12 protein-coding genes and 1 pseudogene are annotated in these 13,910 nt (G+C 42.4%); 9 read left to right on the forward strand and 4 right to left on the reverse strand.

The features are described 5' to 3' along the window. Nucleotides 1–51 precede the first annotated feature (51 nt). The 5 genes from ACU6U9_RS21225 (at nt 52) to ACU6U9_RS21245 (ending at nt 5,545) form a co-directional block, all read left to right on the forward strand. Nucleotides 52–1,356 carry a mechanosensitive ion channel family protein gene (locus ACU6U9_RS21225; protein ID WP_446736951.1) on the forward strand — a complete coding sequence of 435 codons (1,305 nt, stop codon included), beginning with the start codon at nt 52–54 and terminating at the stop codon, nt 1,354–1,356. Nucleotides 1,357–1,383: 27 nt separating this feature from the next. Then, entirely contained in the window at nt 1,384–1,788 is a 405-nt protein-coding gene (gene mce / locus ACU6U9_RS21230; RefSeq protein ID WP_446736952.1) for a methylmalonyl-CoA epimerase, read from the forward strand. A gap of 139 nt (nt 1,789–1,927) precedes the next feature. Beyond that, nucleotides 1,928–4,066, forward strand: a complete 2,139-nt coding sequence (gene scpA / locus ACU6U9_RS21235) for a methylmalonyl-CoA mutase (RefSeq protein ID WP_446736953.1) — start codon at nt 1,928–1,930, stop codon at nt 4,064–4,066. Between the two features lie 62 nt (nt 4,067–4,128). Next, nucleotides 4,129–5,082 (forward strand): methylmalonyl Co-A mutase-associated GTPase MeaB, encoded by a 954-nt coding sequence (gene meaB / locus ACU6U9_RS21240; protein WP_446736954.1) that lies wholly within the window; start codon nt 4,129–4,131, stop codon nt 5,080–5,082. Between the two features lies 1 nt (nt 5,083). After that, nucleotides 5,084–5,545 (forward strand): thioesterase domain-containing protein, encoded by a 462-nt coding sequence (locus ACU6U9_RS21245; protein ID WP_446736955.1) that lies wholly within the window; start codon nt 5,084–5,086, stop codon nt 5,543–5,545. Between the two features lie 24 nt (nt 5,546–5,569). Here ACU6U9_RS21245 and ACU6U9_RS21250 read toward each other — a convergent pair whose 3' ends face one another. Next, nucleotides 5,570–6,460, reverse strand: coding sequence for an alpha/beta fold hydrolase (locus tag ACU6U9_RS21250; RefSeq protein WP_446736956.1), 891 nt, complete (start codon nt 6,458–6,460; stop codon nt 5,570–5,572). Between the two features lie 178 nt (nt 6,461–6,638). Between ACU6U9_RS21250 and ACU6U9_RS21255 the strand changes: the two genes are divergently transcribed. Next, a complete protein-coding gene (locus tag ACU6U9_RS21255) occupies nt 6,639–6,788 on the forward strand; it encodes a hypothetical protein (RefSeq protein WP_446736957.1) in 150 nt (49 codons plus the stop codon). Next, nucleotides 6,775–7,263 (forward strand): arylesterase, encoded by a 489-nt coding sequence (locus tag ACU6U9_RS21260; RefSeq protein ID WP_446736958.1) that lies wholly within the window; start codon nt 6,775–6,777, stop codon nt 7,261–7,263. The genes ACU6U9_RS21255 and ACU6U9_RS21260 overlap by 14 nt, the downstream gene beginning before the upstream one ends. A 23-nt stretch (nt 7,264–7,286) precedes the next feature. On the opposite strand, the gene ACU6U9_RS21265 is transcribed toward ACU6U9_RS21260, so the two are convergent. Continuing rightward, nucleotides 7,287–8,657 (reverse strand): hypothetical protein, encoded by a 1,371-nt coding sequence (locus ACU6U9_RS21265; protein ID WP_446736959.1) that lies wholly within the window; start codon nt 8,655–8,657, stop codon nt 7,287–7,289. A 736-nt stretch (nt 8,658–9,393) separates the two neighbouring features. Here ACU6U9_RS21265 and ACU6U9_RS21270 point away from each other — a divergent pair. Together ACU6U9_RS21270 and ACU6U9_RS21275 are read left to right on the forward strand one after the other, a co-directional pair. Then, nucleotides 9,394–10,290, forward strand: a complete 897-nt coding sequence (locus tag ACU6U9_RS21270; RefSeq protein WP_446736960.1) for a hypothetical protein — start codon at nt 9,394–9,396, stop codon at nt 10,288–10,290. Then, nucleotides 10,217–11,107 (forward strand): hypothetical protein, encoded by an 891-nt coding sequence (locus ACU6U9_RS21275; protein ID WP_446736961.1) that lies wholly within the window; start codon nt 10,217–10,219, stop codon nt 11,105–11,107. The genes ACU6U9_RS21270 and ACU6U9_RS21275 overlap by 74 nt, the downstream gene beginning before the upstream one ends. Nucleotides 11,108–11,177: 70 nt before the next feature. On the opposite strand, the gene sbcB is transcribed toward ACU6U9_RS21275, so the two are convergent. Both sbcB and ACU6U9_RS21285 read right to left on the reverse strand, forming a co-directional pair. After that, nucleotides 11,178–12,620 (reverse strand): exodeoxyribonuclease I, encoded by a 1,443-nt coding sequence (sbcB, locus tag ACU6U9_RS21280; RefSeq protein ID WP_446736962.1) that lies wholly within the window; start codon nt 12,618–12,620, stop codon nt 11,178–11,180. Between the two features lie 88 nt (nt 12,621–12,708). After that, nucleotides 12,709–13,846: pseudogene (locus ACU6U9_RS21285) on the reverse strand (alpha/beta fold hydrolase). Nucleotides 13,847–13,910 lie beyond the last annotated feature (64 nt).

Consider the following 13,910-nt stretch of genomic DNA (forward strand, 5'->3'; position numbering starts at 1 on the left):
ACCATATAACATCAATACTGAATTCAATAACTGACTGCGGAGCCAAGTTTAATGCCTGAATTACTACTCGGTTATTTCAATCAAGGCAAGCTCATAGTTGAGTCCGCTTTGTTTGATCAGGCAACGTATGTGCAACTTGTCACATTAGTAAGCTGCTACTGTGTGGCTTATTGGATTTATGTTGCGCTGATTAAAAAACGAGTTGTAAAAAAACTCAGCTCTACCTTGGCTAAAAATACGCAAATCAATAAGGGCATTAGAGCTACAAGCCTGCTGTTTCCTTTAATTGCCATTATTTTTTTAAGACTGGCCAGTGAATTATTTGGCAAACTCGATTATGCAATCTGGTTAATCGACCTATCCATGTCCATTGCCATATTACTGCTCTTCTACTCGATTATAAAAGAGTTTGTAGCAAGCTATGTTATGTCACAATTATTATTATGGTTTGGCTTACCTGTGCTCTTGTTACATTTACAAGGTGTACTGCCTGCCTTAATTACCGAACTTGAAGCCATATCCATCAGTGCCGGTAACATTAGCGTGTCACTCTATGGGTTATTGCGAATGCTCTTTTTTGGTTCACTGATTTTTTGGTTAAGTCATGGATCAAATAACGTTGGAAAAAACATCATCCGCAATCAACAATCACTAGATGCGTCCACCCGTGAAGTTTTCAGTAAATTATTTGAAGTCGCTTTATTTTTTGTTGTTGCCCTACTACTACTGAACATCATGGGGATCAACCTAACCGCATTGGCGGTATTTGGTGGGGGACTTGGTGTCGGACTTGGATTAGGTTTGCAATCCATCGCTTCGAACTTTATATCTGGGATTATTATATTATTAGATAAATCCCTCACGATTGGCGATTTTGTCGAACTTGATGATGGTAGAAAAGGGTTCGTTAGAGAATTTAAAATGCGTCACGCAATTTTAGAAACATATGATGGCAAAGATATTCTTGTTCCCAATGAAACCTTTATATCTAATTCACTGATTAACTGGACTCATAAAGACCCAAAACAGCGTTATCGCGTTGATTTTAGCGTGGCTTATTCTACAGACATACGTACGATGGTCGAACTCATAAAAGAAGAAGTATCCAAACACCCCCAAGTCATTAGTGGCCTAGACATTCCGTTTGAAGAACGCCCCGATTGTGAAATCGATAGCTTTGGTGATAACGGTGTCAATATGTTTGTCGAATTTTGGATGGAAGGCATTGACGACGGAAAGAATAGAGTCGGTGGTGATTTATTACTTACTATCTTTGAAACATTAAAAGATCACCATATTTCGATCCCTTTCCCTCAGCGGGAAGTTAAAATCTTAAATGAACAAAACATTACCTGATATCGTACCCTATATTGAGCTGACACAATGATTATTGCACTAGACCATATCGCCATTGCTGTACCGGACTTAGATAAAGCGATTGAACGCTTTATGAATGACTTCGGCTTAACGTTTGATCATAAAGAAGATGTGATAAGCGCAAAAACCAGCACCGCGTTTTTTCCGTTAGAAAGCACCAGTATTGAATTAGTACACCCTTTAAATGGTGAAGGTCCAATTCAAAAATATATCGAGAAAAAAGGCGGCGGCATGCACCACCTTTGTTTTCGTTCAGACAATATTGAAGAAGACATTGCTCGTTTAAAGTCCAAAGGATATGAATTTTTAAGTGAAGCCCCTTATTTAGGTGCACACAATTGTATGGTGATTTTCATTCACCCTAAAAGTTGTGACGGTGTTTTGATTGAATTAAACCAGCCAATTGGCTGAGCCGAGACGTTAGACGTTAGACGTTAGACGTTAGACGTTAGACGTTAGAGTTAAATGAAATGTATATGATTGCGTCAAGTGTTTGATGAAGATAAACGACCATCTCTCATCAAACATCTTACTGAGCGAAGCGAATACTATGACAGATAAAAAATACACCTACGATGAATGGGCCGCACTTGCGACTAAGCAAATGAAAGGCATGACACCCGAGGAAATGGAATGGCACACACCGGAAGGCGTGCCAATTAAAGTACTGTACACACAAGACGACGTAAAAGACCTTGAGTACAACAACACCTTTCCCGGCATGGCGCCTTATGTGCGCGGCCCAATGGCCACTATGTACGCTGGCCGTCCATGGACTATTCGCCAATACGCTGGGTTTTCTACGGCTGAAGAGTCCAACGCGTTTTATCGTAAAAACTTAAAAGCAGGCGCCCAAGGTGTGTCGGTTGCTTTTGATTTAGCCACACACCGTGGTTATGATTCTGATCACGAACGCGTTACCGGTGATGTGGGTAAAGCCGGTGTCGCCATTGATTCTGTCGAAGACATGAAAATTTTATTTAATGAGATTCCATTAGATAAAGTGTCGGTATCCATGACGATGAATGGCGCAGTGTTACCGATTCTTGCTAACTATATTGTGGCCGCAGAAGAACAAGGTGTTTCACAAGATAAATTATCCGGCACCATTCAAAACGATATCTTAAAAGAATTCATGGTGCGTAATACCTATATTTATCCGCCCGCCCCATCGATGAAAATCATCGGCGATATTATTGGTTACACCTCTGAGCACATGCCGAAATTCAATAGCATTTCAATTTCGGGGTATCACATTCAAGAAGCCGGAGCCGATGCCGCGCTTGAGCTTGCTTACACATTAAGTGACGGCCGTGAATACGTGCGCACCGCGATTAATGCGGGCTTAAATGTCGATACCTTTGCCCCGCGCTTATCGTTTTTCTGGGGCATCTCCATGAACTTTTACATGGAAATCGCCAAGCTGCGTGCCGGCCGATTATTATGGAACCGCATCATGGCGGAATTTAATCCCACCAACCCTAAATCGTCCATGTTGCGTACCCACTCGCAAACATCTGGCTGGTCACTGACCGAGCAAGACCCATACAATAATGTAGTGCGCACCACCATCGAAGCCATGGCCGCCGTATTTGGCGGCACACAATCACTGCACACCAACGCATTAGATGAGGCCGTTGCATTACCAACTGAATTCAGCGCTCGCGTTGCCCGTAATACACAAATTATTATTCAAGAAGAAACTGGCATCCCACAAGTGGCGGATCCTTGGGGTGGCTCTTACATGATGGAATCATTAACTCAGCAACTTGCCGATCGCGCTTGGGAGTTAATTGAAGAAATCGAAGAAAAAGGCGGCATGGCCAAAGCCATTGAAGAAGGTTTACCTAAACTGCGCATCGAAGAAAGCGCCGCACGTAAGCAAGCGCGAATTGACCGCGGTGAAGATGTGATTGTTGGTGTTAACAAACATCAGTTAGAAAATGAAGACGACCTTGATATTTTAGAAGTAGATAACGTCGCGGTACGCGAATCACAAATCAAACGCCTTAAATCCATTCGTGCCAGCCGTGATTCCACGGCCGTTAAGCAGGCTTTGGTTAACATTACCGCAGCCGCAAAAAGCGGCAAAGGAAATCTGCTAGACTTAAGCGTAAAAGCCGCACGCTTACGTGCCACTGTTGGAGAAATTTCAGACGCGATGGAAGAAGAATTTGGTCGTTATCAAGCACAGTCTCGTACCATCAGTGGTGTATACGGTGCAGGTTATGAAAATGATGCAGACTGGCAACAAATCAAAACAGACATAGAGGCCTTTGTTGAAAAACACGGGCGCCGCCCACGTATGCTGGTATGTAAAATGGGGCAAGACGGTCACGATCGCGGTGCAAAAGTGGTGGCTACAGCCTTTGCAGATGTCGGTTTTGATATTGATTTATCACCCATGTTTTCAACCCCAAGCGAGGTGGCTAAACAAGCCATTGAAAATGACGTGCATGTCATTGGTGTGTCATCACTTGCAGCTGGCCACAAAACATTAGTACCGGATTTAATTGCCGAACTTAAAGCGCAAGGTGCCGAAGACATTGTGGTGATCGCGGGCGGTGTTATACCTAAACAAGATTACGACTTTTTATACGCAGCGGGCGTAAAAGGTATTTTTGGCCCAGGTACAAAAATTCCGGTGAGTGCTCGTAAAGTACTTGATGCGATAAATCAGGAGAGATGAGAAATGTAAGATGTGAGACGTAATCAACCTTCTTACGTTTCGCATTCATCGTCTCACATAATATGATAAACATAGACGACATAAAATCCGGCAACCGCCGCGCCCTCGCAAAAGCCATTACCTTGGTTGAAAGCAAGCGTGACGATCACCGAGAACAAGCACAAGTACTGCTGAATCAATTATTGCCAGACACAGGCAACAGCATTCGTATCGGTATTACTGGTATTCCGGGCGTAGGTAAATCCACGTTTATCGAAGCGTTTGGCTTACACCTTCTGAGCTTAGGCAAAAAGGTCGCAGTACTGGCTGTAGACCCTAGCTCACCATTAAGAGGTGGCAGCATTTTGGGGGATAAAACCCGCATGGAATTATTAAGCCGCGAGCAAGACGCTTACATACGCCCTAGCCCATCTGAAGGGGCCTTAGGCGGCGTTGCACAAAAAACCCGTGAAACCATGCTACTTTGCGAAGCCGCAGGCTTTGATGTGATTTTGGTAGAGACCGTGGGAGTTGGCCAAAGCGAATATGAAGTGGCCGCCATGGTGGACTTTTTCTTAGTGCTCATGTTGCCCAATGCGGGTGACGAACTCCAGGGGATCAAGCGCGGCATTATGGAATTAGCGGATGCGCTCGTCATTAACAAAGCCGACGGTGAAAGCGTCAACCTTGCTAAACAAACCCAAAGTCATTATAAAAACGCTCTTCATTTATTAAGCCAAGAAAGTTTTTGGCAGCCGCAGGTAAAAGCGTGCTCTGCCAGAGAGAATCAAGGGATAAATGATGTTTGGGAAATGATTGCTGAGTTTGAAACTCAAGCCAAAGACAATGGTCACTTTGAACACCATCGCGCAAAGCAAAGCCGTGATTGGTTAAAAAAACTGATTCAAGAAATGCTAGAACTAAAGCTCAAACAAAATGACGCCGTAAAAAGTCAGCTGCCGCAATTGCAACAAGATGTTTTAGATCAGAAGATCACCCCGTATAATGCCGCGCAACATATTATTAAGTTGTTATAGCATGTCGGTCGATGATCAAAACGTCAGCACACAGTTATCCCAGTTTTTCGAGACACACTTGCCCATTACTCAATTCATGAAAATGGACGTTGAAAGTTACGACGGTGAAACATTAATTTTACGAGCGCCTTTAGCCCCTAATATCAATGATAAACAAACCGCATTTGGTGGCAGCTTATATAATGCGGCGGTTATGGCATGCTGGGGCATGGCCCATTTAAAAACGTTAGAAGCAGGTATTCAGTGTAATCAGGTCGTAACCAAGGGTTGCATCGAATACAAAGCACCAGTACAAGGCGATATTCGCGCCATTTGTAAAGCACCTAGCCAAGCGACTCTTGAGCAATTTATTGATCACTTTAAACACAAAGGCCGCTCACGCATCACACTCAATGCAGTGATTGAATGCTCTGGTAAAACGGCCGTTGAATTTGAAGGCACTTACGCCATTCTATCTGAATAGCGTTGCCAATATTGATAATCGAGCTTAAAAAACGCGCGTACCTATGAACCACTGCTTAATGTGTTCAGCAGCCATTTCTGGGTTTTCTTGCATGAAGCAGTGACCACCCTCGACACGTTCAGACGTATACGAACGCAACTGGGTTAGTTTTTCAACTGAGCGGGCAATAAACGGAAATGATTCCTCTGCCACTAAAATTTTGCATGGCTGCTTAACTTTACGCAGGTTAAACCAAAGCTTTTTCGGGTAACTACTAAAAATCTTAGCTTCAAGTGCCGGTGGGCATTTAAGGGTTACGCCCTCTTCACAATCTTTTAGTGCATGATCAACATACGCTTGTAATGCATCTGCGCGCCAACCTTTAAACGCACCACGCTCATGAAAATAATCAAACGCTTCTTGTCTTGAACCCCAAGTGGTAATGCGGTTACGAGCTTGTTTCGCCAATGGGGTGTTATCTAACAAGCCAAATAAATTACTGGCCGACATCACGTTCAACATACCTTTAGAGAAAATCACTGGGTCCAATAACATGATTTTTTTGAAGCGTCGATCATCGCTACCTGACATTAAACCCGTAATCACACCACCATAACTGTGGCCTAGACCAAAAATAGGCGTAGTGGCTTGAATTTGATGAGACAGGTTATTTAATACACTGGACATAAATTTTGCGGTGTCGTTCCACACATTAAATTCATTACCATGACCACTATCACCATGGCCTGGTAAGTCAGGAATGATGAGATCAAAGTCTTGCGCCAGAATGTCCAGCATGGGCTTGTACGTTAAACCACTAAAGCCATTACCATGCAGAAAAACGATCACAGGCTTGCCACTAAAGCGCGTACGCCAGCCACAAAGTGAGAAATCGGTTTTGATATGAAAAGACCAAGGTTCAAGCGTTACGGACATAAATATCTCTTAGGGTGGCAACAACTATAGATAAGCCGCGCAATATACGCATTTATGAGGCATTTGGATATATCCTATTCACACACTTTTATCGCTGATGTTAACGCGCATAGATAAGAGCCGTTGCGAAGGCTTAATATGGGTATTAATATGATTCACTTATTTTTGAGGATTCATCATGAAACAGCTGTTGTTTGCCCTATTACTGCTCACAAGCTCACTTGTTTTTAGCCAAACTAAAAATACCATATTAATCGTAGGTGATAGTTTAAGCGCGGGTTACGGTATTAAAATAGAACAAAGCTGGCCAACCCTTGCTTCAGGCTAAACTAAACAATCACAATATTAACGTCACTGTTCATAATGCGAGCATTAGTGGGCAAACCAGCAGCGAAGGCCTAAGCCAAATTGATCAGTTATTACGCTTAACACAACCTAAGTTAGTGATACTAAGCTTAGGTGCTAATGATGGCTTACGCGGTTTATCTGTTGCGCAGATGCAGTCAAATTTACAAAGCATCATTGATAAAACGTTACGTGCTAATGCAAAAGTATTGCTTGTAGGGATTCGAGTACCCAGTAATTATGGTCGTCGTTACAGCGAGATGTTCAGTAAGAGTTTTGAATCGTTAGCCCATAACAATATTGTTGGTTATGTGCCGTTCATGCTTGCCCCACTCGAAGATATCATCACAGACACCAATCGCAGTGAATACATTCAACCAGACGGCTTACACCCAACCGTCAAATCACAACCTTTAATACTTGAGTATTTATGGCCAAGTATTGAGCCGTTACTGTAAAAATAATATGTTAACCATACTCTCTAAACCGTGTAGTTAACATTATGTGCTTGCTCGGTATAAACATTCGGTTTGATGTAACGATTTTGTATGGTTGGCGCATTCTGGTTATTCGCTAAATATTCTTTACGCTGCATGAACTCAGAGACCTCTTCACGCCGACCATTATGTGTACTTAATATCCCTTGCTGTAAATCCGTTAATTTAAAATACGTTTGCTCAAGTGCACCATTTGTGAATCGATTAATTAAAATATCATCGTGTTTCCAATTGTATTCATATTCTTGTTTTTGACCTTGGCTTTCATATTTTAATAACAAACGCCTAAACTGCGTTTGGCTACTATCGTCTTGCGTGGCTCCTTGCAATGTTCGACTTACCTGACTGATACTCATTGATAAATTATACTCACCATTTGCATTAACTCGCCCCTGTGTATCACGCTTAGATGAAAAATCGGCCTTAAAATCGGCTAAACCATTCATTTTTTGTGCTTCATCATGGCCTTGTTGCATCACTGTGCCCGGCATATTATTAGCCGACACAGACTGATCACTTAACCCTCGAATCGTTTGTCCAATAAGTGCTTTTGACGCATGTGCGGATGCACCTAGCGACTGTAATAACTGATGGCCTTTTTGCGATTCATTAAACAATGAATGAATCGCAGAAACAAAGAAGTCGGTTACCCGTGTTTGAGTCGAACTATCACCTGTATGAGCATTGCCTAAAACCCCCATTCCTGCACTCACTTGATCAACGACCCATTGGTAATCCATTTGACCATAAGCCGTGGTAACATCACGAGGTTGTTTACTTAACGCAAAATTATGCTGTTCTTGTTCGCCGGTTAAATGGTTATAGCGAGACCACTCGCCCTCTACTTCTTTACGACCATATTCAGTATGTTGCTTCTCAAATTCTAAGCGTTGCTTTAGGTTACCCTTGTCTTGCTGAATAGTAAGAGCCACATCATTAACGCCTTTCATATTAGCAAAATCAAATAGCCCGTCACGACCTGCTTCGCCTAAAAATATGGCATCAACTGATTGACTTAACTCCGTTAAAAATTGCTCAAGCTTTTCTTCATCATCAACGTTCAGCACACCACTTGTTTGTAAGCGAACATCTTTAAGGCCACCACCAACACTTTTTTCTATATTTAGAGTGATGTCTTGACCAGAACTCAGTGTTAGCGATAAATGTAAACCAGAACCAACAAAGTCATCACTGGTAACACTTTGTCTCACACCCGCAAACCCTAAATGAGTAGATAATGATGCTGCCGGATTCGCTTGCAACATAGGACCGTCAACCTGCGGTTTCATAACTGAATTAGGAGCGACGGCCACCTGACGAATCAGCTGACTAAGTGAAGATGAATTAGTAACCATAGGTCATACGCCTAATCACAAACCTCATAGCGACATCATCCTGCTATTAATCTGTATTTAGACAATATCGGCCTGAACCCGCCAGACTTAAAGAAGCAAACATATTTAATAAACCGTGGTTTATATCATTAACAGCTAAGCAAACATGAAATTCCCATAGTATTTATTGTCCAACTCATCTATTCATGAGAAACAGGTATAAAAAGTATTGATCAATAAAACAACCTAAGTATTTTCTACTGATGCTATCCAATTTTTCACACGATATTTATTCTACAAACAGTCATTTTATTCATAATGTAATCATTGCGGCAATGATTAACCGCTTGAGGCAACCGCCAAACCAAGACGGCAAATAATGGCCATTTTGTGTACACAATTTAGCCTTTATTTTTGTTCAATCCAAAATAAACATTAACACACAGCCATTCGATCAAATATCAATCAAAGAATACGTTTTAATAATACTTTAAATAAGCTCATATATAGCCACTTACCTTTTCGATCTATCGCCAATATAAACACACTAAAGATGGATAAACATATAATTTTATAAAAAATTATTTAGTATTAAAGTCGTAGAATTTTCAAAAATTAATGTGTAAAGAAATCAATTTATATTCTGTTTTAGAACATCAATTTTCTTAAAATATATTTTTATTTCTGGCCCTGTTATTGCCATAGAAAAGTCCACCTGCAGCTCAGCAGGTCTGACTCACATAACACAGGATATTGAATGATGGATAGATTGATCAGCCGAAATACATTCTCGCCTTTCACAGCAAGCTTAATGTTAATAGGCGCATTAAGTTTGAATACTGTACAAGCAGAGGAACACTATACATATTTGGTTTCCGTTCAAGACTCGAACGATCAACATTTATGTAATGGTAGTTATATAGGCAACAACCAAATTTTATTTTCACCTGACTGCCAATCGCAAAGCATCATATTTCCTCCGCCTTTCTTAAATACAGCGCCAGTCACAGATCAGTCCGTTATCGTAAACGGTTCCGTTATGTCAGAAAACACCAAACTAGAACCCGGGGTTTATAATACAAGTGGAATGTCAGCCCGTTCAAACTTATCAGCAAATGGCACATTATTTATTAATAATGCAGAGGTATCAACAACCGAGTATGCCTCAGACTTCAACCCTAGCGATGATCTATTCCCAATCCCGATTCCTATTCCAGGTTTCCCGGTTAAAATTGTATTCACGCTACCAGATGGCACACAATCCGAAGGTGAATCCATTGTTACAACTCAGTCACATCCATATACAGGGCATCAATTAATTGCAACAGTGAACGAGGTTCCAGATGGTATCGAAGCACTCACACTCGCCAACAGTGACCTTATTAATAAATTAGAAAACGCGGGAGATGTTAAAGTTGATGTAGCCGGTCGTTACTACGACAACGGCTCAAACGATATAACCGTTAAAACATTTATAGTGTCCCCTGTTGAATCGTGCACCGGTATGAAAAACACGCCGCTGTCTCGCCAACTGTGCTTAACAAACGTGCCAAATTCACCGGTACCAATATGTTCCATCGATGCAAGCAATCGCTCGACAGGCGCGCCTATCGTATACGGCACAACTAAAGAAAAGTTTTTTATTAGGCTATAAAAAGAAAAACTTAAATTATCTTGTATCGTGCACTCACTGGGCCGCGTCAAGCCAGTACATTGACTGGCTTGCACTGAGCAATGCAAAACAGCAAGGTCTCAGCATTGCAACAGCCTATGATCTTGGCGAACGCCCATTAATTGAGCCACATAACTTAACCATAACACTTGAAAATAAATCGGATACTCAAAAATTTGATATTACGAATACTCAATTTAAAACCGGCAACCATTTTAAGGTCAGCCATAATTCATGTGACACGTTAATGCCTGGCGACTCATGTGATATCTCGGTTTATGGTCGCTCTGCCAAACCCATTACTTATGAAGACATTCTAAATATGGATATAAACGGCAAAAAAGCAGGAACATACGTCATCGGAAAGTCCATTTCAAGTCGTCTTATTCGTGACGATCACACCTCACTGTGGACAATGAGAGGCTGGACCAAGTCCGATAATAATTTGTTCGGCAGCGTATCGTTTAATGGCTTGAGTACAGATGCCCCAACCCTTGAGCGTACAAAGTATTTAGCCAACCCTAAGAATGTCACCATTACTTATCGCGCCAGTGGCAGCAGCCAATGGGCCATGTTTTTAGATATGTCACGACAAGGCTTGTTTGGTGATGGCCCAGCTATAGTGCCTGCAAATGCATTAAATGGGACAAACGGTCAGTGGACCACGAAAACCTTTAATATTACCGAGCCAGGTACATATAAAGCGTCTATTATGCGTATCTTGCCTTTCTTTGCACAAGCAGATGAATTCTTTGAAGCTGAAATTTCAAATATTTGTTTTAACGACTGCGCTGACTAGTCGCTTACACCATAAAAAAGGGGCATCGATTGATGCCCCTTTTTTGTAATTTACAACCGTCAGAATCACCTTAATACGGATAAATACTCTCCGCATACGTCGCCAACTCTTGCAGCAACTCGTGCTGTTCTACCGGCGCTGTTTTCGCAGCATCATTAATCGCCGTAGCAAACATCTCATAATTTAAAACGTTGCCATGACTTGGACCCAGTAATTTTTGAGTGCGGTACTCTTCCCACTTTTCACGCTCTTCACTATTTAGTGTTTCTAAATAATTACGTGCTCGAAAGCGGAAGAGCATTTCTTCTAAGCGCCGATCTTGAAACGCAAATGGCATATCATCAAGTGCTTCAGGATGCGCCTCACGAATTTGCGCCATAGCGGCTTTATCAGAAGGGCTAAAAAAACCGCCTGTATACAACATGGCATCAGGATCTGTTTGCGCTTCAAATTCACGATGCATAACCGCTTGTAACTTTTGCGTAATGTTATGCCCACGCGCTTGATAGTCTTTAATAATGGCTAAATGTTCACGCATTTTATTGCCATCAAGCTGCCATTTTTCAGCAATCTCAGGCGTGACCATTTTGCCTGGTAAGACCACTGGGCATTTATTAATGTGAATACTTTTAAGCGCGATTCGCTCAACACCTTGAGCAGTAAGTTGCTCTTTGCTGGTGAATAATCGCTGTTGAATTTGCTCGACACTTAATTCAAATAAATTTGTTGGGTCTTGCAGTAGATCAAAACACATCACCGCGTTTTTATTTTTTGCATCCACGGCCAACGGCACCATCATTGCCGCACAACCTCGATCAACACCCAACATACCGGAAATATGCAACACTGGGCGCTGATGCACCGCATCTAATAACGGTGCAACCGCGTCTTTACGGCGTAAATTAAATAAGTGCTGATACAACTTAGGTTGTTTTTCTTTTACTAACTTAGCCAAACCAATAGTGGCGTAAACATCGCTCAAGGCGTCATGGGCGTTCTCATGCACGATGCCATTAGCAGCACTTAGGTTTTCCAATTTAAAACTGACCTTGCCGTCTTCACCTTTAGGCCAGTTAATGCCTTCAGGCCGCAGTGCATAGGCACAACGCATCATATCAAGAATGTCCCAACGACTGTTGCCGTTTTGCCATTCACGCTGATATGGATCTAAGAAATTGCGATAAAGAGTATGCCGTGTCACTTCATCATCAAAACGAATACTGTTGTAACCCGCCGCACAGGTGCCAGGTACACTGAATACATCGTTGATACGGGCAATAAAGTCGGTTTCACGCATGCCTTTTTGTTGGCACGTTTGCGGGCTAATACCCGTAATCAAACATGCTATAGGATGAGGGAGATAATCGTCTGCTTGGCGACAGTAAACGTTTTCAGGCTCGCCAATAATATTGAGGTCTAGATCGGTGCGAATACCGGCAAATTGCGATGGGCGGTCCCATACAGGGCTTACACCAAAGGTTTCAAAATCGTACCAAAAAATGGATTCACTCATAAAAATGCCGACGGTCACTTAATAAAAATAATCAGACGGCATTCTAACACGCATAATGACACGCAAGCCAAAACCCTAAGAACTAGGGCTACTCGTCTACCGTTTGGGTCATCAGGGGTTGGCCATATTTACCATCATAGAATTTAATTCCCGTCTCTTGCGGGTGGTGCTTCTCTTGTTGTAACTCAGACATAAAGAAGTTATTTGCATCACGTGCTGATTGCACAGGCACCTCTTCCATGGGTAAGTGCCCCACGCCTTCGTACACAACATACTCGCTATAGGCCAAATCACGATGAAACAAACGCATTACATCAAGTGGTATCCATTCATCTTTTTCGCCCCACATAAGCAAAGTGGGCACTAACACATCTTTGACTTTTGCACCCAACGTGTCGTCATCACTCATGGCACGTAACTGCCGGAAATGAGAAATATAAGATTCACGGTTACCACGACGCTGACTCATATCAAAGTAGCGCTCTCTCACCTCATCGGTGAGCACGTCTTCGTGCTCGTACGCACTTTCGGCGGTCCAGTTGAGCATGAATCGAGGCATTACATGGGGCGTAATCCAATGAACTCCGGGGAAAGAAGCAAGCCCCAACCAAAATGGCATATCTTGCGGATAACCGCTGGCACTGACGAGAACCGACTTTATACAGTTTTTCTGGATAGGCACCTGCGTAGTTCCAAGCGTAATAACCACCCAGCGAATTACCCGCTAAAAAGAATCGATTGATGCCTAATTTTTGTACAAAGCCGTCCAACATATCCACCATATATCCAGCGGTTTCTTTGTTGGGGGCGGTATCCGGGCCCGTTAAACCAAAGCCGGGAAGGTCCATGCGGATAATACGATACTGCCCTTTAAGCTGATCAACCCAAGCGTTCCAAGTATGCAAAGAAGAGCCAACACCGTGCAGTAAGATCAATGGCGGGCCACTGCCTTCATCGCGATAATGGATCGTGAGCCCGTTGACATCCACGTAGCGGCTGGATTCATTTGTGTATTTTTCAGCCAATACATCGTAAGGCAGGGTTTGCGTGCCCATGGCTGTACAGCCATATAGGCCGAGATACATGAGTATAAAGCTGAGAATTCGTAGCATGAAAATAGGCTTCATTTTATTGTTGTTTTTATTTATATATGGATTGTCGTATAAGCGACTAAAAATTACCAGAGCCCAAGGAAAACTGGCACCTGTGTACAAAGCTTGCCTCATTTGAATCTGTCAGTAGAATGAGCCCCCTTTATTTTGTATTTAGCCAGTCATATTGGCACTTGTT

Source organism: Pseudomonas sp. HK3 (assembly GCF_052920985.1).

Coding starts and splice junctions, on each gene's coding strand:
- ACU6U9_RS21255 (WP_446736957.1), top strand. CDS start 6,639: ATGAAACAGCTGTTGTTTGCCCTATTACTGCTCACAAGCTCACTTGTT.
- sbcB (WP_446736962.1), bottom strand. CDS start 12,620: ATGAGTGAATCCATTTTTTGGTACGATTTTGAAACCTTTGGTGTAAGC.
- ACU6U9_RS21275 (WP_446736961.1), top strand. CDS start 10,217: ATGCAAGCAATCGCTCGACAGGCGCGCCTATCGTATACGGCACAACTA.
- ACU6U9_RS21250 (WP_446736956.1), bottom strand. CDS start 6,460: ATGTCCGTAACGCTTGAACCTTGGTCTTTTCATATCAAAACCGATTTC.
- scpA (WP_446736953.1), top strand. CDS start 1,928: ATGACAGATAAAAAATACACCTACGATGAATGGGCCGCACTTGCGACT.
- ACU6U9_RS21225 (WP_446736951.1), top strand. CDS start 52: ATGCCTGAATTACTACTCGGTTATTTCAATCAAGGCAAGCTCATAGTT.
- meaB (WP_446736954.1), top strand. CDS start 4,129: ATGATAAACATAGACGACATAAAATCCGGCAACCGCCGCGCCCTCGCA.
- mce (WP_446736952.1), top strand. CDS start 1,384: ATGATTATTGCACTAGACCATATCGCCATTGCTGTACCGGACTTAGAT.
- ACU6U9_RS21245 (WP_446736955.1), top strand. CDS start 5,084: ATGTCGGTCGATGATCAAAACGTCAGCACACAGTTATCCCAGTTTTTC.
- ACU6U9_RS21270 (WP_446736960.1), top strand. CDS start 9,394: ATGATGGATAGATTGATCAGCCGAAATACATTCTCGCCTTTCACAGCA.
- ACU6U9_RS21265 (WP_446736959.1), bottom strand. CDS start 8,657: ATGGTTACTAATTCATCTTCACTTAGTCAGCTGATTCGTCAGGTGGCC.